Origin of the sequence: Vibrio sp. 10N.247.310.23 (assembly GCF_041467155.1) — a bacterium.
GTDB lineage: Bacteria > Pseudomonadota > Gammaproteobacteria > Enterobacterales > Vibrionaceae > Vibrio > Vibrio crassostreae_C.
Window position 1 is genome coordinate 78,083 of record NZ_JBFSTZ010000014.1, and the last position, 21,417, is coordinate 99,499.

Here is a 21,417-nt window from a genome sequence, read left to right on the forward strand (position 1 = left end):
ATGATATGAAAGAATCGATTCAAGTTACCTTAGAGCAGTTAAGAGAAACTCTGCATTATCACGCCGTTCGTTATTACGTAGAAGATAGCCCTGAGATCCCTGATGTCGAGTACGATCGATTAATGCAGCAATTGCTAAAGATCGAAGAAGAGAACCCGGAACTAGTGACGGTAGATTCTCCGAGCCAACGTGTTGGTGGTCAGCCTCTCGATGGTTTCACTCAAGTGACTCATGAGATCCCAATGCTTTCTCTGGACAATGCTTTCTCTGATGAAGATTTGGATGCGTTCAATAAGCGAATGTCTGATAGAGCGCCAACCGCTAACCTCAAGACTTTCTGTTGTGAACCTAAGCTTGATGGCCTTGCAGTTAGCCTACTCTATGTGAATGGTATTTTAGTTCAGGCTGCGACACGTGGTGACGGTGCGACGGGTGAAAACATCACTGAAAACGTGCGTACGATCAGCTCTATCCCACTTAAGTTACAAGGTGAAGGCTGGCCGCAGCGTATTGAAGTTCGTGGCGAAGTGTTTATGCCAAAAGCGGGTTTCGATAAGTTGAATGAGATGGCGTTGAAGAAAGGCGAGAAAGTATTTGTTAACCCACGTAATGCTGCCGCAGGTAGCCTGCGTCAGCTTGATTCTCGTATTACTGCGAAACGTCCGCTAGCTTTCTACGCATACAGTGTAGGTGTTGTACAAGGCGCTGAGCTATCAAATAGTCACTACCAACGCTTTTTACAGCTTAAAGGTTGGGGCTTACCTATGTGCCCCGAGACTAAGCAACTGAGCTCTCTCGAAGACGTGAAAGCCTATTACCAAGATATTATGACTCGTCGTGATGCTCTGGCTTACGAGATTGATGGCGTTGTTATCAAAGTCGACGATATCGCGGCTCAAGAAGTACTTGGCTTTGTTGCACGAGCGCCACGTTGGGCAATTGCTTATAAGTTCCCAGCTCAAGAAGAGATTACACTGCTCAATGACGTTGAATTTCAGGTGGGCCGTACTGGCGCTATTACGCCGGTTGCTAAACTTGAACCTATCTTCGTTGGTGGCGTGACAGTCAGCAATGCCACTTTACACAATGCCGATGAGATTGCGCGTTTAGGCGTGAAGGTAGGCGACAGCGTTATTATTCGCCGTGCAGGTGATGTTATTCCGCAAATTGTGGCTGTTGTACTAGATCGTCGCCCTGAAACGGCTAGAGACATTGTTTTCCCTGATGCTTGCCCTGTATGTAGCTCTACGGTTGAGCGTGTCGAGGGGGAAGCTGTAGCGCGTTGTACTGGCGGTTTAGTCTGTCAGGCGCAGCGTAAAGAAGCGCTTAAGCACTTTGTGTCGAGAAAGGCGTTGGATGTCGATGGCCTTGGCGTAAAAGTGATAGAGCAGCTTGTGGACCGTGAAATGGTAGAAACGCCCGCTGACTTGTTCAAGCTTAGCGCGGGCGTAATTACAGTTCTTGATCGTATGGGGCCTAAATCGGCGCAAAATGTGGTGAGTGCGCTGAATAAAGCCAAAGACACAACGTTAGCACGTTTCCTCTATTCACTCGGTATTCGTGAAGTCGGTGAAGCGACGGCTATGAACTTAGCTCAACACTTTAAGACGTTGGAACTGGTTCAAGCAGCTACTCATGAACAATTAGTTGAAGTGTCAGATATTGGTGACATCGTTGCTAGCCATATCACCAGCTTCTTCTCACAAGAGAAAAACAGAGCGGTCGTCGATCAGCTGATAGAGCTAGGTGTGAATTGGCCAATCATCAAAGAAGCTGCCGATGACCAAGAGCTACCATTAGAAGGTAAAGTCGTTGTGTTAACAGGCTCATTGTCGCAATTAGGTCGAAGTGAAGCTAAAGCTGCGTTACAAGCATTAGGTGCGAAAGTGACGGGTAGCGTATCGAAGAAAACGGACATCTTGTTTGCCGGTGAAGCTGCGGGTTCTAAATTAACTAAAGCACAAGATTTAGGTATCGAAATAAGAACAGAAGAAGATCTAATAGCCCTTATTTCGTAAGTAAATACAGATAAAAAAAGCTCAAAGGCACTCCTTTCAAGGGAGTGCCTTTTTTGTTTCTGATATAAAAATGAGGGCTTTTTAATTGTTGAGAATTTTGTTCCTATACGAACTCTAAAATCAGGACAGTGACGCTGCTCAACATTAATGAAATACCATTGTAGTTGTATCAAAAATGCGAGTCATATCTATTTTTACAAAGTGATAATTACCTCAAGTTGTTGAATTTATTGGTATTGATTTTGTTTTGGTGAGGATTTTTCTATTTATCGATCTGGATCACTAAGTACCTATTAAATTTGCACCAACTCATATTTTTTTAGATGAAAATTAAGTTCTCATTGATCTTTTTGAGGGCGAAGTTAGTCTTAATGCCATGGATGCACATGATGTGTATAACCAGAAAGGAAATAGAGAATTCAGAGTTTAGGGTTCTCAAACAAGAAAAGGTATTTCTCTCTACGGCGGCCAACTTTAGGCGGGGAATATTCAAACAGCTATATCCATTTTTAGGAGTTTTATTCCATGGAAAACAAAATTTTCAAACGTACTCTACTAGGTGCATCCGTTGCACTTTTATCGACAGGCGTAATGGCGAAAGAAGTTGGTATCAACTCTGATTTCAACGTTGACGTATACGGTGTTGCAGCTATCTCTCTAGTTAACTACAACACAACTGACAACAACGACTCTAGTACTGGTTACGCTGTAGAGAATGAATCTCGTATCGGCTTCCGTGCTCATAAAGAGATGTTTGATGACGTATTAATCACAATGCAGATTGAATCTGGCTACGTAGATAGCACAGACTGGGGTCATGGCGGCGTTTCAGGCGGTGTGCTTGGTTTCCGTGATACGTTCGTTGGTGCTTCTGGCTCTTGGGGTAACCTGCGTGTGGGTCGTGTTCTTACTCCACTATACGAAATCGTCGACTGGCCATTCTCTAACCCTGGTCTAGGTTCTGTATTCGATTGGGGCGGCATCAACGGTCACTACGATCGTCAATCTAACCAAGTTCGTTACGATTCAGCTAAATTTGGCGGTTTCTCTTTTGCAGCTTCTGTTGGTCGTGACGATAACGACAACGGTGGTGGTGCAGCAACTCGTGACGCAAACTTTGTTGGCGCAAGTGCTAAGTACAGCTTCGAGAAAGTAACATTAATGGGTGCGGTTGAATCTGGTACTCGTGTCGTTGCCGCGTCTGGTGGTGATTGGTCTTTTGATGAAAACGGTAACCCAGAACAGGCTCCTGAAGTAGCTGGTTACGATGATGATACATTCGCATACATTGTTGGTTTCGAAGCTAGCCTACCAGCAGGTTTCGGTTTCGCTGCAGCATATAAAGGCGAAGAGCTAGATAACAGCATCCGCAAAGTAACTCAAGATTCTTACTCTATCATCGGTCAATACTGGAATGGTCCAATCGGTTTCAAACTAGGCTACGCAGCTAACCTTGAGTCTGAAACAAACGGTAAGAAAGACGCTAACTCAGACAGCAACACTATTTCTGGTCAGTTAATGGCTGTTCATAACGGTTTCGTACCTTACCTACGTGTAGCGGGTCGTACTGTTGGTGACGCTGATACAGATATCGTAACTCGCGTTGGTCTTGAATACGGTTTCTAAGCTAGAATCTTTAGCTTAAACAGTTAGATAAAAATCAAAACGCTGGTAAATTTTGTTTGCCAGCGTTTTTCCATAGTGAACATAAGGAATTAGTCATAATGAATAAAGTTAGTGTAGTCGTATTATCATTATTTTTGGGAGCTTGTAGTTCACTCGATTCACAAAGTAATTTTGCAGACTCAGTTGCTGATGTACAGCCAAAAGGTGGCTACATTCAAGTGACTGGGCAATCTTATGTAGCGGAAAGTAAAGCGAATGTCGGGGCAGACATCCTGAAATCGTCACTCTACTTTACATACAACAAAGAAATAACGCAGAATTCGGCTCCAGAATCTTCCATTACCATGGATGTAAGCTATTTCCAGAGCTATAAAGAATACGAAACCGTTAGCTTTTTTGGTAAGACGATAGACCTTGAAGAGAGACAACTTCCAAGAGAGAGCTGCAGCGAACACTGCACAAAGACTCAGTATATTAAATTTCCATTGAGCGAAGCTGACATCCAGCAAGCAAGAAAAAAGAATTTAGAATTTACACTTGATGGACAAAACTCAGTGATGAGTACAACTTTCATTGTGCCGAAAGCGTATATCGACACAATTTATAACGGTGCAAATAATCATACGGCTATCGCTGTTGCTCCGGTTGCGGTACCTGTTGCGGCTGTAGTTGCTGAAGAACCAAAAGCGTCTCAAGCTCAAGAGATGGTTAATTACTGGTATGGTCAAGCGACAAAAGAAGAGCAAGCTGCTGTGACTGATTGGGCATTCAAGAATCGTAAAAACGCTACCCCAACATCACTAGAAGGCTCAAAAGAAATCGAAATGGTTTCATATTGGTTCAATAAGCTAAACAGCGAAGAAAAATCTCAAACTATGATTTGGCTATTAGAGCAAGAGTAGGCTTCTAACGTAAGTCTCTAGCTATGTTTTTCAACCGCAGTATTGTATAACAGCAGTACTGCGGTTTTTCATTTTAGGCTTACAGGTAAGATTGTGAATATTGGTGAAGTAGCGAAGCGTGTTGGTACAACAGCGAAATCCATTCGTTTTTACGAAAGTAAAGGCATGATGAGCCCACCGCACCGATCAGAAAATGGTTACAGGCAATATGGCGAGATTCATATCGAACAGTTAGAGTTCGTTTTGAGAGCTAAAATGGTTGGTTTCACTCTCGATGAGTGTAAGTCACTGGTTGAGTTGGCAATGAATCCCAACAGACAAAGCTACGAAGTAAAGAAGAAGGCTACTCAGAAGTTAGATGAAATAGAGTTGAAGCTTGCGGAGTTAAACAAGATGAAGGTGCAGCTACAATCTTGGGTACATGACTGCCCTGGAGATACTTCAACGGAATGTCCTATCTTGAATAATCTATCTGGCCGCAGTTAGGTTATTCCAGTTCTAAATAATCGTCAGGCAGCAATTTCATTACTAGCCTGACTTTAATCACCTATCACAGCACCTATCACAGCACCTTTCCGCCGTAATGTTTACAGATCAACAGTGGTACATGAGTGACTGCGTTACCATCTGAACACTTAACGATAGGCCCCATGTTTCCGTTACCAGGAGACTGACTGCTCGCTAGAGCGCTTCCAAATGACAAGCTGAAAATAGCCGTTAGAATTATTAAAAAATGTCTCATACAAACTCCATTAGGTTTATCTCTAATTGAGATAATTGAAAGTATGGACAAGGAAAAGAAAATTTCAAAAATTGGACGGACTTAACATTTTTAATAATTATAAATAAGCGAGAGTAAGGTTAACTATTCATATATATATTGGGTAAGAAATCTGGCTTTCTTATACCTTTTTAGCTCAATCAAACTTTTTAGCTTTACGAAATAAGAACTTATTTTTTTTTCAATTCAATCTATCGCAATGATAATTCGAATATTATTAAGGTTCAAAAATAGAAAAAGCCTGCATTTATTGAAAATGCAGGCTTCATATAGCTCTTGTTTATAAAGGTTCTATTATTAGAACGATTCCGTCTAAAGCGACAATCTTAATTTCGGTTCCAGATGGAATATCTTGACTGGCCTTTGCTGACCAAGAAGAGTCACCGAACTTAATTCGACAGCTACCTTTCTTTACGTCTTCACTTAAAATAACGGTTTGACCTACCAATTGCTTTTCTCTTTGGTTTAACTCTCGCCCTGCATCCGATTGCTTGTCATTCGAGAGTTGTCTTCTCCACCACAACCAAGTGGTAATAAGAGAGAAGCTAGCAAAGGACAGCCATTGCATCTGCCAACCAATTGGTAATGCTCCTAATAGGGCACCGACCAGCATGGCAGATATGCCTATCCATAAAAAGTAACCAGCGGTTCCAATTAGCTCAAGCGCTAACAATGCTAGACCAAACGCTAACCAATGCCAGTGGTTTACTTGTTCTAGTAATTCGACCATAAGTTAGTCCTTACTACCTTTGTCATTCTTATGTGCAAACATCTCCGCGATACCCGCTACAGAACCCATAAGGCCAGTTGCTTCGAGTGGTAGCATGATGATCTTGCCGTTTTCTGCTTGACCAATTGATTTCAGTGCGTCGGTGTAGCCTTGTGCAATGAAGTAATTGACCGCTTGCATGTCACCTTGAGCAATTGCCGTTGATACCATTTCTGTCGCTTTAGCTTCTGCTTCTGCGGCACGCTCACGGGCTTCTGCTTGCAATATTGCCGCTTGCTTCTCACCTTCTGCTTTCAGGATCTCTGATTGCTTGTGGCCTTCTGCTTTCAAGATCTCAGCTTGTCGTACACCTTCTGCTTCTAAGATATCAGCACGTTTATTACGCTCGGCTTTCATCTGGGCATTCATCGCAGCGGTCAGATCGGCTGGTGGCTGTACATCTTTGATCTCGATGCGAGTAACTTTTACGCCCCATGGGTTGGTTGCTTCATCCACGATATTTAGCAGCTTGGTATTGATCATGTCACGCTGGCTAAGCATTTCATCCAGCTCCATAGAGCCAAGTACAGTACGGATATTGGTGAGGGTTAAATTACGGATCGCATGCTCAAGGTCATTGACTTCATAAGCCGCTTTCGGTGCATCGATAACTTGTACGAAGCAGACAGCATCAATCATGACATTAGCATTATCTTTGGAGATGACTTCTTGTGCTGGGATGTCGAGAACACGCTCCATCATGCTGATGCGCTGTCCAACTTTATCAATAAATGGAATGATTAAGTTAAGACCCGGTTTAAGGGTGTGTGTGTATCGCCCGAAGCGTTCAACGGTCCAGTTGTTGCCTTGTGGAACGGTTTTTACGCCAGCGAAGATAAATAACAGTGCGACGGCAGTAAAGACGCCGATAGTAATCAAGGTATCAATAGGCATACAAAATCCTTTGCAAGTTTGAGTTTTTGATAGTTCAGTATTGATACTGGCTCATATTTAAATTCTGAGCAAATTTATAAACGAGAAATGGGCCATAAAATATTGATTTTATGGCCCATTTTACATTCTATTATGCGATAAACTAATTGATTGAATTGTCAATTTTCGATGTTTAATCTACGGCTTTTTAGGTTTAACTAGTAAAGCAGAGAGTACAGTTGTCGACGGTACTTACTGGCAACTGGGTTACCTTGTCCAAGCGCACTCAAGATGTCCATGAACTCTTTCTTCATGTCACCATCGAGAGCATTAAGATCTTTGGCTAGGAAAGACCATAATAGATCCATAGCTTCTTCACTGCGGTTCACTTGGTGATATTGCAATGCTAATTCAGATGCTGTTTTAGCGTCGCTCGGATTTTGCTGAAGAGCTGCTTCTAATGCTTGTATTTCAGGGCTGTCTGCTGCTTGTTTATGAAGTTTAAGCTTTGCAACTAAGCCTTTGTAGTAGTTGTCTTGGTACTCAAGAGGGATAGTTGCTAGCTGAGTTTCAGCAAGGTCAAATTGTTGCGTTTCTAACAAACACTCTGCGATCGCCAGTTTTACTTCACCTTTATTCGTCAGCTCTGCTGGAAGTTGCTGCATTGCTGCTAGTGCCTGTGTGTGCTCGCCAGCTTGCATTTGCTCAAGAGCCTGACGCAAAGCAAGTTCATCTTGGCTAGGAAGGTGTTTGCTGAGCATATCGACAATAGCTTCTATGCTTTGAGGGCCACCGAGCCCATCGACTGGCTGACCATTAACAAACAGTGCAATAGTGGGCAGTGCTTGAACACCAAACTGGCTAGCAATAGCTTGCTCTTGTTCGCAATTGAGCAGGGCTAAGGTGAAGGCACCGTTGTATTGCTGAGTTAAAGTTTGCAGTTCAGGAATGACTTGGGCGCTCTCTTGGCTCATTGGTGCCCCAAAATGGATGAGTACAGGGGTCTGCATCGAACCTTCTAATACTTGACGAAAGTTCTGCTCATTAAGTTCAACAATATGCGGAGATTGCATTTACGTTCCTTGAGGTTTGTTTTGTGGATACGTTGCAAATATGGGGGGGTTAGTCGGTAACTTCAAGATCTAACTCGGTTATCTCGGATAAAAAGAACCAAAAATAGAAAAACGCTATGCTTCGATGTTGATAGAGTTGTTATCTCAACATGGAAGGCATAGCGTTATCATCGAGGTAGTCAGTGAGGCGTTGCGTGAGATACTCAAAACAGTATAAACAGCGTAATTGCCAGACCCACACCTACCCAATTAAGGCGGTTTAAAGTCATGAGATTTCCAGAGTAGAACCATCAATTGGGAATAACTGATGGGATAGGATAATCATGACATCTTATTGTTACGGAAAAATTACATCGTTACATTAAAGTTTGCGACTCTGCATTCAAAGTTAGTAATTTATGCAGCTTTTCTCAAAATAGGGTCTAGCAAGCGACTCGGTAGAATCCTTTTCAATACCGCGAACACTTTAGTCGGGGTCGTAACTCGGTATCTTAGCTTGGGTTTGTCGGCGGTGAGAGCATGGAATACCGGCTCAATACAACTTTCTGGAGGCAGGACAAAAGCGTTATTCGATGATTCTTTTTCGAGTCGATCTTTTTGTTGTTGGTAAGCGTCTTGGTGGGCGCTGCCAGAAATGTTGATCCATTTATTGAACGCTTTCAAGGCATTGGTTCTAAATTGAGTCTCAATTGGCCCTGGTTGCAGTAATGAGATCTGTATACCGCTGCCATGCAGTTCTAATCGTAAGGTATCTGTCCAACCCTCAATCGCGAATTTAGAAGCATTATAAGCACCACGATACTTCATGGCTGCAAAACCTAATACGGAACTGTTTTGTACGATTCGACCTTCGCCACGCTCGCGCATGTGCGGAAGGATCTGACAGACGAGATGATGCCAACCAAAGAAGTTGGTTTCGAATTGTTCTCTGAGTCCTTGGGTCGGTAAGTCTTCTAGTGCCCCTGCTTGACCGTAAGCACCGTTATTGAATAATCCATACAATCCATTAGGTGCGAGATCAATAGCAAGCTTGGCGCCATGCTCAATACTTTCTTGGTTGGAAAGATCTAATTGAATACAGGTGAGGCCTTCATCTTGAAGGCGTTGAACATCTTGTGGATCACGACAAGATGCAATGACATGAAAACCACGCTTTTGAAGTGCATGAGCACATGTATAGCCAATACCTGTTGAGCAACCGGTAATCAGAATCGACTTGTTCACACTTAATCCTTTATTAGAGTCTCTATCGCTCTAGGGTAAAGAATTAGTCTTGATGTTGTAACAAGTTTTTTAGTGCTGGCTCGATTCTTGAGTAACTAAAGATGAATCCCATCTCAGTGAGTTTCTTCGGCTTGGAGCGAATGCTGTCAAATAGCAAACAAGATGATTCCCCCATGAGAATCGACATTGCCCATTTCGGCGTGAATAAGAAATGCGGTCGGCCTAATTGTTTCGCTAACGTGCTGCTGAACAGTTTGTTGGTCACAGGGTGAGGGGCACACATATTGAATTCCCCTTGAGCGTGGGGGAGTGACAACAAGTGATTGATGGCTCTCACCATATCGAGAATGTGAATCCATGGCATGTACTGCTCACCTGAACCTATTGGACCACCGACGCCGAGTTTATAAGGCAATAGCATCTTCTTGAGTGCGCCGCCATTCTCGCCAAGTACAACCCCTGTTCGCAGTAGTATCACGCGTGTGCTTTCTGATTGTGCTCTCTTGGCTATCTCTTCCCAGTGGGCACAGACTTTATGAGGAAAGCTTTCATCTTCTACTTGCAGTGACTCGTCAAATGGGTGCTGCTGTTGATCGCCATAGTAGCCGACGGCTGAACCGCTAATAAAAGCGTGTGGCGGGTTGTTACTGGCATGAATTAATTCGACCAGCTTTTCAGTGATGTGCCAGCGACTGTTACAGATCCTCTCTTTTTGCTCTGTACTCCAACGCTTATCGGCAATCGGTTCACCCGCGAGGTTGACCACCACATCAAAGTCATTGAGATCACTGAGCTCATCAAGGGATTGAATGTAATGAAGGTTGTTCTGGTTGAGGTGATTTAGGTTTTGCTTCGCATTTTCAGGACTCCGCGTCAGCAATGTCACGTCGTCAGTGTTCCAACTCTTGACCAATTCAGAGCCAATAAATCCAGTACCACCCGTTAACAATATCTTCATACCAATCTCCCTATTAAACATAATTATAGACATGGCTTGTTTTTAGTCGCCAATCAATACGAAAAAATCACTATAACGATCATAAGGTTTCAATCGTGTGATGCCCAAATTACGCCTTTTTCAATTTACAAAGGAGTGAAATTAAATTCATCAAGTCAGGATGTGTACCGTCATCACACTTATGCACTTTACTCGGATATGTTACCAACTGCGTAATATTTGTCACATAAGCAATGATAAGGATTTGCCATGATTATTATTAATTCATAATCAGCGACAAGGAATTGCGATGACGGCGGTGCTTGCTTTGTTTCGATCCATGTTAGGTAGCCTGAGGGATCTATTGCCAATCGTGGCGGTAATCGCTTTCTTCCAGCTTGCTGTCTTACAAGAGCCACTTCCTCATCTTTTATCTATTCTGACTGGCTTAGTGCTCGTCGTTTTTGGACTCACTTTCTTTATCTTTGGCCTTGAAATGGGGTTGTTTCCAATTGGCGAATCGATGGCTCAAGCATTTGCCAGAAAGGGGAGTGTGTTCTGGTTATTGATCTTCGCTTTTTGTTTGGGTTTTGGTACCACCATAGCCGAGCCAGCGTTAACCGCAGTCGCTGCCGAAGCCGCAGAAGTGGCAGCTGAGGGAGGTGTAATCCCCAATACGTTAGATGAAATGGAGCAGTATGCCAATGGCCTGCGCTTTACTGTGGCACTGTCAGTCGGTATCGCTATTTTACTCGGTGTGCTGAGAATCTTAAAAGGTTGGCCAATCCAGTACATGATCATCGGTGGATATATTGGAGTGGTCGTGCTCACTGCATTTGCTCCGGAAAACATCATTGGAATTGCGTATGACTCTGGTGGAGTAACGACATCGACGATCACCGTCCCATTAGTAACTGCGTTAGGGGTGGGTTTAGCCTCGGCAATTAAAGGGCGTAATCCGATGATAGATGGTTTTGGGTTGATCGCGTTTGCTTCGTTGCTGCCGATGATGTTTGTCATGGTGTACGGGATGGTGGTGACATGATCAGTGTTCAACAATTTATCGACACCTTTCTCGGCACTGTGATGGATGTGATCCCGATTGCGATCATCATCTTCGGTTTTCAGTTGGCGGTATTACGAAAGCCAGTCAATAACCTAGCCAAAGTGCTGATCGGTTTCTTCTACGTCATTCTTGGCTTATCACTCTTTTTGATGGGATTGGAGCTCGCGTTATTCCCTCTAGGGGAGACGATGGCAATGCAACTCACCGAGCCAAGCTTTTTGACTGAGTTTAAGATCAGTTCTGGTCTTGCTTTGGTTTGGTTTGATTATTACTGGGTTTACCTGTTTGCGTTTTGTATTGGTTTCAGCACCACGATAGCCGAGCCTTCTTTGATAGCTGTAGCGATTAAGGCGAACCAAGTTTCCGGTGGCAGTATCAGCGTCAATGGGCTGAGGATCGCCGTGGCATTGGGCGTTGCTATCGGTATCTCTCTGGGCAGCTACCGTATCGTTGCGGGTGACCCGATCCATTACTACATCATTTTTGGTTATGTCGTCGTGGTCATTCAAACCTTTTACGCCCCAAAACTCATTATCCCATTAGCCTACGATTCGGGTGGCGTCACTACATCAACGGTGACAGTCCCTTTAGTGACGGCGCTCGGGCTTGGACTTGCTTCAACCGTACCAGGAAGAAATCCTGTCATTGATGGCTTTGGATTGATCGCCTTTGCCAGCTTATTTCCCATCATTTCAGTGATGGGCTATGCCCAAATAACACAATGGTTAAACCGTTTACATACCTCTAAGGAGAGCAAAGATGCGCTTTAAACTTATCCTAGCGTTTGTAGAAGAGAGCAAGACCGACACTGTGCTCGATGCCGCGCGTGATGCGGGCGCGACTGGAGCAACGGTGATTAATAACGCCAGAGGGCAAGGCTTAAACCAAAAAACCACCTTCTTCGGCTTAACGTTAGAGGTGCAAAAAGATGTGTTGCTGTTTGTGGTTGAGGAACACTTAGCTAGGCATATTCTTGAAACTATTGGCGAAGTCGGCGAGTTTGACCAGGAGTCAGGACAAGGTATAGCGGTGCAGATCGATATCGAAGACGCAGTCGGGGTTGCGCATCAAGTCGAGACGTTAACAAAGGTTGTGGAGGATGAGCTATGAGTACCAGTGAAAAGATCCGAGTAGGCGATGTCATGGCCAATACGTATGTGATTATCGATGGGCTAACCACGGTGTTAGAAGCGATAGAGATGGCTAAAAAGCACAAAGTGAAGGCAATCATTGTCGATAAACGCCACGAAGATGACGAATACGGTATCGTATTGATGAATGACATTGCCAAGAAAGTACTGGCTAAGAACCGATCTCCAAAGCGAACCAATGTTTATGAGATCATGACCAAGCCAGCGCTAAGCGTGTCTGCTGAGATGAACGTAAAGTATTGCGCTCGCCTGTTTGAACGCTTTGGTATCAGTCGTGCGCCAGTAGTTCGTGATAACAAGATAGTCGGTATGGTTAGTTACAATAATATCGTGATCAATGGTATGGCGAGAGATGACGTGTAGCATTTAGATACGTACAATAGGCTCATAAATTTTATGGAGAAGTACGTGTGAAATTATTTTTTGCTTCAGACCTACACGGTTCGCTGCCAGCAACAGAAAAGGTATTAGAACTCTACCAAGCATCTGGTGCGCAATATTTAGTTCTATTGGGTGACATTCTGAATCATGGACCAAGAAATCCGATTCCAGAAGGATACAACCCGCCGGCGGTTGCAGATAAGTTGAATGCGTTTTCTCAAGAGATCATTGCCGTTCGTGGTAACTGCGATAGCGAAGTGGATCAGATGTTGTTGTCTTTTCCAATGATGATGGATTACTCGTGGGTGCTATTAGAATCAGGCCAGCGTATCTTCCTAACGCATGGCCATTTGTACAACACCAATAAACGCCCTGCGTTGAAGGCGGGCGATATCATTGCACACGGTCATACCCATATTCCTGTCGCCGAATACCAAGATGACATCTTTATCTTTAACCCTAGCTCGGTGACATTCCCACGAGAGGGACACGCGGCAAGCTATGGCATCTATGAAAACAATACCTTCAAAGTCATTAGCCTTGAAGGTGATGTTCTCGTGAGTGGTCAGCTTTAAATCATTGGATCGGCTGTGAAAGGCTTATTTTGAGTCCACGTGGCCGAGATCTCTGTCTGGAGCAATGATGTTTCGTACTCTTTGCTTCAGAACTTTCGCCTCTGGAAAACCGTCATCTGCTTTTCTTTCCCAAATCTGCACACCATTACAAAAGATTTCGAACCTGCCTCCTGTGTCTGGGTGTAAGCTCACTTGTTCAATTTCTTCGCTGAAGGTATGCAGTAGCTCTTGGCATAACCAACTAGAGCGAAGCATCCAATTGCATTGACGGCAATAGTGTATCGCGATTGTGGCTTTTGTTGCTGTCTCTTTCGCTGGCGCCAGATTAGGTTGTTCCGTTTTCATGGTTAATCCTTAAAATGCTACATCCGTAATTTGATACCAACGGCTAACAAAAAAGGGGCTTCATGCCCCTTTTTTCTATTGGTTTACCGTTTCATGGTATTCAGCTATTCATAAACAGTAAATTCATAAACAGTAAATAGCGATCCAATCTTAGTTTGAAAACAATACGGTAGAACCATGATTTAAGCTAGTCAGTAGCAGTGCCTTCGGGTTAACAATATCTATGCGGCGGCTTTGCTCTGCGTCCATCTTAATGACTTGAGTGATCAGCTCTAGCTGTTCTTCTGAAAAGTCTTGGCGCTGAGCCGAGGTCACATCTTTAAACTCCGTTGGCGAAACCAGTAAGTAGTTATCGTTAATATCCCACTGACCTGTTTCTGATATGTTGATCACATTCGCAGGTGCAGTTTGAGTGCTGTACAGCCTAACCACTGACATTCTCAGGTACGTACCATTTGGTAGGTATTTCGCATTCGATGATAGTTCAACTCTACGCAGCGGGCCGATTGCATCAGCTTGCTTGTTGTCGCTAATCAGAGTCACCATTTTCGATTGCCACTCATGCTGAGTGAGCAAGCGCTCTACTTTTGCGTCGCTGCCCCAATATAACCAACCACTTAAGAATGCAGATAGAACCAGTAAAATAATCGATACTTTTAATTTCATGTTACTGACCACCGTTACAAATGTCGTTTACATCCGACTGGTTTGCGTAAATTCTTAGGGTTACATTTTCGCTAGAGTAATCTTGCGGGTGAATGTAGTTGAGGGCAAGGTTGTTGGTTTGTCCACCTGTTGCAATCACCTCAGTCGGTTTCAGCATGCCAGTGTGATTAGTGTTGTAGCGCAATACACACTTCTCTATCGCAGGGAGCCAACTACTGAGATCAGGATGATTGATTGGGGTTTGAATCTTTACACCATCCACTTCAGTCAATGTTCTGAACTCGGATTCTGCGGGGTTAGTAAACGTTAAAACCAGAATTGGCATGATGAAAGCCGCAAGCAATAACGAAAACGCTAACCACTTATTGGTGCCTTTAACCGGGGTAGCAGTTGGTGTTGTTGCTGGTTCCACTTCAACTTTGGTTTCTTGAAACTTTGTAATTGACTCGGGCTCGACAGCTTCAGTCATTGCTTCTTCGGTCATTGTAGGCGTTGCAAACGTTAAGATAGGTTCTACGTCATTTTCTGCAATTTCAGCCGCTGCTGGCTGATCATTTGATGAAAGTGGTGCAGAGCGTTCAACGGTTGCAATAAATTGGTAACCGCGCTTTGGTACTGTTTTTACGAATTCAGGAGATTTAGTCGAGTCTTTGAGCATCTTTCTCAGAGTCGATACGGCTTGCGTTAAGCTTGAGTCATCCACCTCAAAGCCTTGGTCTCGCCAAACATACTCATGCAATTCATTGCGAGTGATAACTTCATTGGGTCTTTCTGACAGCATCAGGAGAATGCGGCTTTCATTGCTACCAAGACGAACGACTTCACCGTCGCTCATTTGATCAACAAGTGAATTGCTGTTTGGGTCGAATACGAACCGCTGTGCGAGAATAAACTTTGTGCCGATATTGCTCATTGAATTCTTCTATTTTTGATTGTTTTGGGTGCGAAATAGACAAATCTCAGGTGAAGTTCCGTTAATTCTTCACCAAATCATGGCTTCTTTTATGTTCTTTTATATTTATCAGACTCAAGGATAATAAAAACAGATCAAAAAAACAGTGTTTTTATGATTTTTGACCTTGAATTTACATTTGTCATCCTCATGTTAATGAACAGAAGAGTGGCATCAAGTGTTACGCCCCTATGATTATTCAACATAAAGTATAGATGTTTTGGAGTAAAAATGAGCGAAACGGCAACGCAAAATAAAGAGACTCGTGGCTTTCAATCTGAAGTAAAACAACTACTTCATCTAATGATTCACTCACTGTATTCAAATAAAGAAATCTTTCTACGTGAGCTGATCTCTAACGCATCTGACGCGGCTGATAAGCTCCGTTTTCAAGCTCTATCGAACGGTGACCTTTACCAAGGTGATGCAGATCTAGGTGTAAAACTTTCTTTCAACGCGGAAGCAAACACGTTAACCATTTCTGATAACGGTATCGGTATGAGCCGCGACAACGTTATTGAGCATTTAGGTACGATTGCTAAGTCAGGCACTGCAGATTTTTTCTCAAAGCTGTCTGAAGACCAAAGCAAAGACTCTCAACTGATTGGTCAATTTGGTGTGGGTTTCTATTCTGCATTCATCGTCGCAGACGCGGTAACGGTTCGCACACGTGCAGCTGGCCTGCCGAACAATGAAGCTGTTCAGTGGCACTCTGCAGGTGAAGGCGATTACACAATCGAAGACATCACTAAAGAGTCTCGTGGTACTGACATCGTTCTGCACATGCGTGAAGACGGTAAAGAGTTCTTAAATGAGTGGCGTCTGCGTGAAGTGATTGGTAAATATTCTGACCACATCGGCATTCCTGTTTCTATCTTCACAGCAGTGAAAGATGACGAAGGTAAAGACACCGAAGAGAAACATTGGGAACAGATCAACAAGGCGCAAGCACTTTGGACTCGTAACAAGTCTGATATCGAGAAAGAAGAGTACCAAGAGTTTTACAAACACGTATCTCACGACTTTGCTGATCCACTAACCTGGAGCCACAACAAGGTTGAAGGTAAGAACGATTACACAAGCCTGCTTTACATCCCAGCGAAAGCACCTTGGGACATGATGAACCGTGACCACAAGAGTGGCTTGAAACTTTACGTGCAGCGTGTATTCATCATGGATGACGCAGAGCAGTTCATGCCATCTTACATGCGTTTCGTTCGTGGCTTGATTGACTCAAACGATCTGCCATTGAACGTGTCTCGTGAAATCCTGCAAGACAACAAGGTAACTCAGTCTCTTCGTGGCGCATGTACCAAGCGTGTACTGACTATGCTTGAGCGCATGGCGAAGAATGACAATGATAAGTACCTAGAGTTTTGGAAAGAGTTCGGCCTAGTATTGAAAGAAGGCCCGGCTGAAGATATGGCGAACAAAGAGAAGATCGCTGGTCTACTTCGTTTCTCGTCAACGGAAGTGGATTCTGCTGAACAAACCATCAGCCTAGAATCTTACGTTGAGCGCATGAAAGAAGGCCAAGATAAGATTTACTACCTGACAGCAGATAGCTACGCTGCCGCTAAGAACAGCCCACACTTGGAGCAGTTCAAAGCTAAAGGTATTGAAGTGGTTCTAATGTACGATCGTATTGATGAGTACGTAATGAACTACCTGACTGACTTCGACGGTAAACAGTTCCAATCGATCACTAAAGCAGGCTTAGACCTAAGCAAGTTTGAAGGTGAAGAAGAGAAAGAGAAGCAAAAAGAGACAGAAGAAGAGTTCAAATCTGTTGTAGAGCGCACTCAATCTTACCTAGGTGGTCGTGTTAAAGAAGTTCGTACGACCTTCAAGCTAGCAACAACACCTGCGGTTGTTGTGACTGACGACTTCGAAATGGGCACGCAAATGGCGAAGCTTCTTGAAGCTGCGGGTCAAGCGGCACCGGAAGTGAAGTACATCTTCGAGATTAACCCTGAGCACGCACTGGTTAAACAGATGGCTGACGAAGCAGACGAGCAAGCGTTTAGTCGTTGGGTTGAGTTGCTACTTGGTCAAGCGATGCTGGCTGAAAAGGGCTCAATGGAAGATCCGTCACAATTCTTGGGTGCAATCAACGAGCTACTAACAAAGCGTTAGTCTTTCGACTTTAGGTTAAGCCAACAATTACAATAAAAAGCTCGCAAATGCGGGCTTTTTTTATGAACGTCGTTGAAAATTGACCTAACGTGGTCAACGTCACCGTTATCGTCACAACAAATGTTGTCGATGCATTCTTTAGTCGTAAATTCAGCCAAATTGAATATTAATGTGATAGAATGCTCGACCTAATCAGCTGGGGCTAAGAAGCGACTATCTCCAGTTGTATGATTTTTAAACGTTATACCGAAACTTACCGTTTTGCTTCTGTTCACAGTTTTGCTTAGCCTCAATGGTTACTTAACGCTTTCTGTTCATCCTAAAAATGAGCAAGAATGGAGGGATAGTGAGCTTCGGTATAAATCATAATTTTATAAGAGGATTAAACATGCGCATCATTCTTCTAGGTGCTCCTGGCGCGGGTAAAGGTACTCAAGCTAACTTCATCATGAACAAATTTGGTATCCCTCAAATTTCAACTGGTGACATGCTACGTGCTGCTATCAAAGCGGGTACTGAGCTTGGTAAGCAAGCAAAATCAGTAATCGACGCTGGTCAGCTAGTTTCTGATGAAATTATCCTTGGTCTTATCAAAGAGCGTATCGCTCAAGATGACTGTGAGAAAGGTTTCCTACTAGACGGTTTCCCACGCACAATCCCACAAGCTGATGGCCTAAAAGAAATGGGCATCGCTGTTGATTACGTTGTTGAATTTGACGTAGCTGACGATGTGATTGTTGAGCGTATGGCTGGTCGTCGTGCTCACCTTCCTTCTGGTCGTACATACCACACTGTGTACAATCCGCCTAAAGAAGAAGGTAAAGATGACGTAACGGGTGAAGACCTAGTGGTACGTGATGACGACAAAGAAGAAACAGTTCGTGCACGTCTAGGTGTATACCACGATCAAACAGCTCCGCTAATCTCTTACTACGGTAAAGAAGCTGAAGCAGGCAACACTCAGTACCTTAAGTTTGATGGTACTAAGCAAGTTGCTGAAGTTAGTGCAGAACTTGAGAAAGCACTAGCATAATTGGCTAACAGCCAGTTTTAGAATTTGATATATTGGAAGCGACCTTAAGGGTCGCTTTTTTGTTTCAATTTTTAGTACGATACCAATCTAGATAATTTGATTGCACATGATTCAGAACGGTTCAGACCCGATGGCAGTGGCTAGCAATTGAGAGTGGATGTTGTGTATCTCATATGAAGAGTGATTATTCAGACTTTCATTGAGGCGCAATGATCTTAAACTTATGCAGATTAGTATATTACTTTCCAGAAAATCACATATTGGTCTCAGGTATCTATGGAAAATAATAAAAAGCAGGGTGTTTTACTGGTGAACTTAGGAACTCCAGATTCGGCGACCCCCGCTGGCGTTCGTCGATTTTTGAGTGAATTCTTACACGACAAGCGAGTTGTAAACCTAACGCGTTGGCTTTGGTGTCCTATATTACATGGGGTGATTTTACCGATTCGCTCGCCTAAAGTTGCTAAGCTGTATCAGTCTGTCTGGATGGATGAAGGCTCACCACTGCTTGTGTACTCTCAAAGACAAGCTGAAAAGCTCCAGAAGAAGCTAGAGATGCCTGTTGCACTGGGTATGACCTATGGCAACCCAAGCCTAAAGACTGGTGTTGAGCAACTGATGGAGCAGGGCGTTGAGGACATCATCGTACTGCCTTTATATCCGCAGTACTCTGGTACAACCACAGCGGCGGTTTCTGATGGTTTAACCAAAGCCTTTAAGCAGATGCCAGTTATCCCGAGCTATCGCTTTATTCGCGACTACTACGCGCACCCAAGCTATGCCAAAGCATTGGCTGAAAGCGTCCGCAGTCATTGGGATTCAAATGGCAGAGCCGATCATTTAGTGTGTTCTTTCCACGGTATTCCGAAGCGACTGGCTGATGAAGGCGATATCTACCCTCAGCATTGTGAAGCGACAACAAAGCTGCTTGCGGCAGAGTTAGGTTTGTCAGCGGACGATATCACAATGACATACCAATCGCGATTTGGTCGAGAAGAGTGGTTGAAGCCATACACTGACGAGACACTTGAATCACTGCCGAGTAAAGGCATCAAGAAGATCGACATTATGGCACCTGCCTTTTCGGTTGACTGTTTGGAAACGTTGGAAGAGATTTCAGACCAGTGTAAAGAGACTTTCATTGACGCTGGTGGTTCGGACTTTAGCTACATTATGTGTCTGAACGACAGAGATTCGCACATCGATATGATGGCAGAGTTAGTGGCGCTGTATCGCTAACAGATGCTGAGCCTTGATTATGACTTATCGTTAGCATTAAGGCGCATAATACAAATAACAAAAGGGCTGCTCATTGAGCAGCCCTTTTTGATCAGGATATTTCGTTTTGAAACAGCTTGAGAGTTAAGCCGCAGATGTCTCTGTTGCTTGCTTAGCTTTAGGCTCTGCTTCAAGCGTCATGTTGGTTTCTACGCCGTGCATCCATGACACAAGCTTACCAGCACAAAGCAGCAGTAATATGCCACTCACCGTTGCTGTGATAGCAATACCACTGAAGATTGACATAGCACCAAGCTCACCAACGTGAGAACCAACCAGGCCTGCCACGTAGTTTGCCACCGCATTGAAGCCAAACCATGCACCCATCATCAATGATGCTAGGCGAAGCGGAGCTAACTTAGTGACCAACGACAGGCCAATAGGAGATAGACAAAGCTCACCAAGGGTATGGAAGAAGAAAGCGCCGACTAGCCATAGCATTGATGTTTTCACTGTTAGGTCACCGCCTTGCTCCATTACCGCGCCCATCATGCACACAAAGCCCAGTGCTAAGAAGAACAATGCCATTGCAAACTTCACAGGAGAGTTGGGTTCACGCTTACCCAGTTTCACCCAGAACGCAGCAATGATTGGAGCAAGTGTAATGATGAAGAATGGGTTCAAAGATTGGAACCACGCAGCAGGAACTTCAAAGCCACCAATCATACGGTCAGTATATTGTTGAGTGTAGATGTTCATTAGGCCGCCAGCTTGTTCAAAGCCCGCCCAGAATACAATCACGAACAGACCCATGATAAGAATCACTTTTAGTCTGTCGAACTCTTCTTTGGTCAGTGGCGCTTTTTCTTTAGATTTGTTCAGTGCTTTCGCTCTTGCAGCAGCAGGTACAGAACCGATGTTGCCTAACCAAGACTGAGCCATTGTCACTTGCATGATCAAGCTAATAACCATACCAATACCAGCGGCTAGGAAACCTGCTTTCCAACCGAATGAATCGACAGCAGCACCTGAAATTAAGCCACCAAGCAGCGCACCTAAGTTGATGCCCATGTAGAAAATGGTGAAAGCACCGTCACGGCGGTTATCGCCTTCTTGGTACAGATCGCCAACCATGGTTGAGATGTTCGGCTTAAACATACCGTTACCACTGATTAGCAGTGCTAAACCAAGGTACAGAGCGTTCACTTGGTCTAAACCGATGAAGCCGTTAGGTAGAGCCAGTGTAAATTGGCCAAGTGCCATTAATACACCGCCAATCAGAATTGATTTACGCTGACCTAGGTAGTTATCGGCAATCCAGCCACCAATTAATGGTGTGATGTAGACTAAACCGGTGTAAATACCGTAGAGATCGAGTGCGTCTTTCGTTGACCAACCCAGTCCACCGTTGAGGGTAGTGTCAGTCAAAAATAAGACAAGGATGGCGCGCATCGCATAGTAAGAGAAACGTTCCCATAGCTCTGTGCTAAAAAGTAGAAATAGGCCTCTAGGGTGGCCAAAGATGTTGTGGTTGCTTGGCATAAGTTTTACTAATTTTAGGTATTAAAAGATTTTATGGTCATTCATGTATACACAGTGGGATAAAAGTCTGCAATAGACGTATTTTATGGTTACGACAACTTGGTTTAGCTAAGGTATTGATATTAATCATCTTTACTTTTAATGTTGCC

At 43.9% G+C, this 21,417-nt stretch carries 22 protein-coding genes; 12 read left to right on the forward strand and 10 right to left on the reverse strand.

Annotated features, from left to right (window positions below; all coding sequences use genetic code 11):
- Nucleotides 1-5 precede the first annotated feature (5 nt).
- From ligA to cueR, 4 genes are all read left to right on the forward strand, one after another.
- On the forward strand, nucleotides 6-2,018 hold the full coding sequence (gene ligA, locus AB6D93_RS12665; protein ID WP_102332551.1) for an NAD-dependent DNA ligase LigA: 2,013 nt from the start codon (nucleotides 6-8) through the stop codon (nucleotides 2,016-2,018).
- Between the two features lie 525 nt (nucleotides 2,019-2,543).
- Nucleotides 2,544-3,644 carry a porin gene (locus AB6D93_RS12670; RefSeq protein WP_102332550.1) on the forward strand — a complete coding sequence of 367 codons (1,101 nt, stop codon included), beginning with the start codon at nucleotides 2,544-2,546 and terminating at the stop codon, nucleotides 3,642-3,644.
- Between the two features lie 98 nt (nucleotides 3,645-3,742).
- Complete coding sequence (locus tag AB6D93_RS12675; RefSeq protein WP_017063394.1) at nucleotides 3,743-4,546, forward strand: DUF2057 family protein; 804 nt, start codon at nucleotides 3,743-3,745, stop codon at nucleotides 4,544-4,546.
- A gap of 93 nt (nucleotides 4,547-4,639) precedes the next feature.
- On the forward strand, nucleotides 4,640-5,032 hold the full coding sequence (gene cueR / locus AB6D93_RS12680) for a Cu(I)-responsive transcriptional regulator (protein ID WP_017061928.1): 393 nt from the start codon (nucleotides 4,640-4,642) through the stop codon (nucleotides 5,030-5,032).
- A gap of 76 nt (nucleotides 5,033-5,108) precedes the next feature.
- On the opposite strand, the gene AB6D93_RS12685 is transcribed toward cueR, so the two are convergent.
- The 6 genes from AB6D93_RS12685 to AB6D93_RS12710 form a co-directional block, all read right to left on the reverse strand.
- Nucleotides 5,109-5,288, reverse strand: a complete 180-nt coding sequence (locus tag AB6D93_RS12685) for a hypothetical protein (protein WP_017061927.1) — start codon at nucleotides 5,286-5,288, stop codon at nucleotides 5,109-5,111.
- A gap of 319 nt (nucleotides 5,289-5,607) precedes the next feature.
- A complete protein-coding gene (locus AB6D93_RS12690; RefSeq protein WP_017061926.1) occupies nucleotides 5,608-6,057 on the reverse strand; it encodes an NfeD family protein in 450 nt (149 codons plus the stop codon).
- 3 nt (nucleotides 6,058-6,060) lie between these two features.
- A complete protein-coding gene (locus tag AB6D93_RS12695) occupies nucleotides 6,061-6,990 on the reverse strand; it encodes an SPFH domain-containing protein (protein WP_102332549.1) in 930 nt (309 codons plus the stop codon).
- 197 nt (nucleotides 6,991-7,187) lie between these two features.
- Nucleotides 7,188-8,042, reverse strand: coding sequence for a co-chaperone YbbN (locus tag AB6D93_RS12700; protein ID WP_102332548.1), 855 nt, complete (start codon nucleotides 8,040-8,042; stop codon nucleotides 7,188-7,190).
- Nucleotides 8,043-8,438: 396 nt separating this feature from the next.
- Nucleotides 8,439-9,266: an SDR family oxidoreductase gene (locus AB6D93_RS12705; protein WP_017061923.1), complete on the reverse strand. Its 828-nt coding sequence runs from the start codon at nucleotides 9,264-9,266 to the stop codon at nucleotides 8,439-8,441.
- 43 nt (nucleotides 9,267-9,309) lie between these two features.
- A complete protein-coding gene (locus AB6D93_RS12710) occupies nucleotides 9,310-10,224 on the reverse strand; it encodes a TIGR01777 family oxidoreductase (RefSeq protein ID WP_102332547.1) in 915 nt (304 codons plus the stop codon).
- Between the two features lie 289 nt (nucleotides 10,225-10,513).
- Here AB6D93_RS12710 and AB6D93_RS12715 point away from each other — a divergent pair, with 289 nt between their 5' ends.
- From AB6D93_RS12715 to yfcE, 5 genes are read left to right on the forward strand one after another with little or no spacing between them, the layout of a single operon-like run.
- Nucleotides 10,514-11,248, forward strand: a complete 735-nt coding sequence (locus AB6D93_RS12715) for a DUF1538 domain-containing protein (RefSeq protein WP_017072437.1) — start codon at nucleotides 10,514-10,516, stop codon at nucleotides 11,246-11,248.
- Nucleotides 11,245-12,039: a DUF1538 domain-containing protein gene (locus AB6D93_RS12720; RefSeq protein ID WP_017066002.1), complete on the forward strand. Its 795-nt coding sequence runs from the start codon at nucleotides 11,245-11,247 to the stop codon at nucleotides 12,037-12,039. The genes AB6D93_RS12715 and AB6D93_RS12720 overlap by 4 nt, the downstream gene beginning before the upstream one ends.
- Entirely contained in the window at nucleotides 12,029-12,379 is a 351-nt protein-coding gene (locus AB6D93_RS12725; protein WP_017062207.1) for a P-II family nitrogen regulator, read from the forward strand. Before AB6D93_RS12720 ends, AB6D93_RS12725 begins: the two co-directional genes overlap by 11 nt.
- Nucleotides 12,376-12,783, forward strand: coding sequence for a CBS domain-containing protein (locus tag AB6D93_RS12730; protein ID WP_017062206.1), 408 nt, complete (start codon nucleotides 12,376-12,378; stop codon nucleotides 12,781-12,783). The genes AB6D93_RS12725 and AB6D93_RS12730 overlap by 4 nt, the downstream gene beginning before the upstream one ends.
- A gap of 47 nt (nucleotides 12,784-12,830) precedes the next feature.
- Nucleotides 12,831-13,376, forward strand: a complete 546-nt coding sequence (gene yfcE / locus AB6D93_RS12735) for a phosphodiesterase (RefSeq protein WP_017068995.1) — start codon at nucleotides 12,831-12,833, stop codon at nucleotides 13,374-13,376.
- A 24-nt stretch (nucleotides 13,377-13,400) separates the two neighbouring features.
- Here the strand turns inward: yfcE and AB6D93_RS12740 are convergent, their stop codons facing one another.
- The 3 genes from AB6D93_RS12740 to AB6D93_RS12750 form a co-directional block, all read right to left on the reverse strand.
- Entirely contained in the window at nucleotides 13,401-13,721 is a 321-nt protein-coding gene (locus AB6D93_RS12740) for a SelT/SelW/SelH family protein (RefSeq protein WP_017062204.1), read from the reverse strand.
- A 150-nt stretch (nucleotides 13,722-13,871) separates the two neighbouring features.
- The gene (locus AB6D93_RS12745; protein ID WP_102332546.1) at nucleotides 13,872-14,387 is read right to left on the reverse strand and encodes a regulatory protein ToxS; all 516 of its coding nucleotides are present in this window, start codon (nucleotides 14,385-14,387) and stop codon (nucleotides 13,872-13,874) included.
- A 1-nt stretch (nucleotide 14,388) separates the two neighbouring features.
- Nucleotides 14,389-15,300 (reverse strand): transcriptional regulator, encoded by a 912-nt coding sequence (locus AB6D93_RS12750; RefSeq protein WP_102332545.1) that lies wholly within the window; start codon nucleotides 15,298-15,300, stop codon nucleotides 14,389-14,391.
- A gap of 270 nt (nucleotides 15,301-15,570) precedes the next feature.
- Here AB6D93_RS12750 and htpG point away from each other — a divergent pair, with 270 nt between their 5' ends.
- From htpG to hemH, 3 genes are all read left to right on the forward strand, one after another.
- Nucleotides 15,571-17,475 (forward strand): molecular chaperone HtpG, encoded by a 1,905-nt coding sequence (gene htpG / locus AB6D93_RS12755; RefSeq protein ID WP_102332544.1) that lies wholly within the window; start codon nucleotides 15,571-15,573, stop codon nucleotides 17,473-17,475.
- A 388-nt stretch (nucleotides 17,476-17,863) separates the two neighbouring features.
- Nucleotides 17,864-18,508, forward strand: a complete 645-nt coding sequence (gene adk / locus AB6D93_RS12760; RefSeq protein WP_017062200.1) for an adenylate kinase — start codon at nucleotides 17,864-17,866, stop codon at nucleotides 18,506-18,508.
- A 276-nt stretch (nucleotides 18,509-18,784) separates the two neighbouring features.
- Nucleotides 18,785-19,747, forward strand: a complete 963-nt coding sequence (gene hemH, locus AB6D93_RS12765) for a ferrochelatase (protein WP_102332543.1) — start codon at nucleotides 18,785-18,787, stop codon at nucleotides 19,745-19,747.
- A gap of 123 nt (nucleotides 19,748-19,870) precedes the next feature.
- Here hemH and AB6D93_RS12770 read toward each other — a convergent pair whose 3' ends face one another.
- Nucleotides 19,871-21,268: a peptide MFS transporter gene (locus AB6D93_RS12770; RefSeq protein ID WP_017062198.1), complete on the reverse strand. Its 1,398-nt coding sequence runs from the start codon at nucleotides 21,266-21,268 to the stop codon at nucleotides 19,871-19,873.
- Between the last annotated feature and the right edge of the window lie 149 nt (nucleotides 21,269-21,417).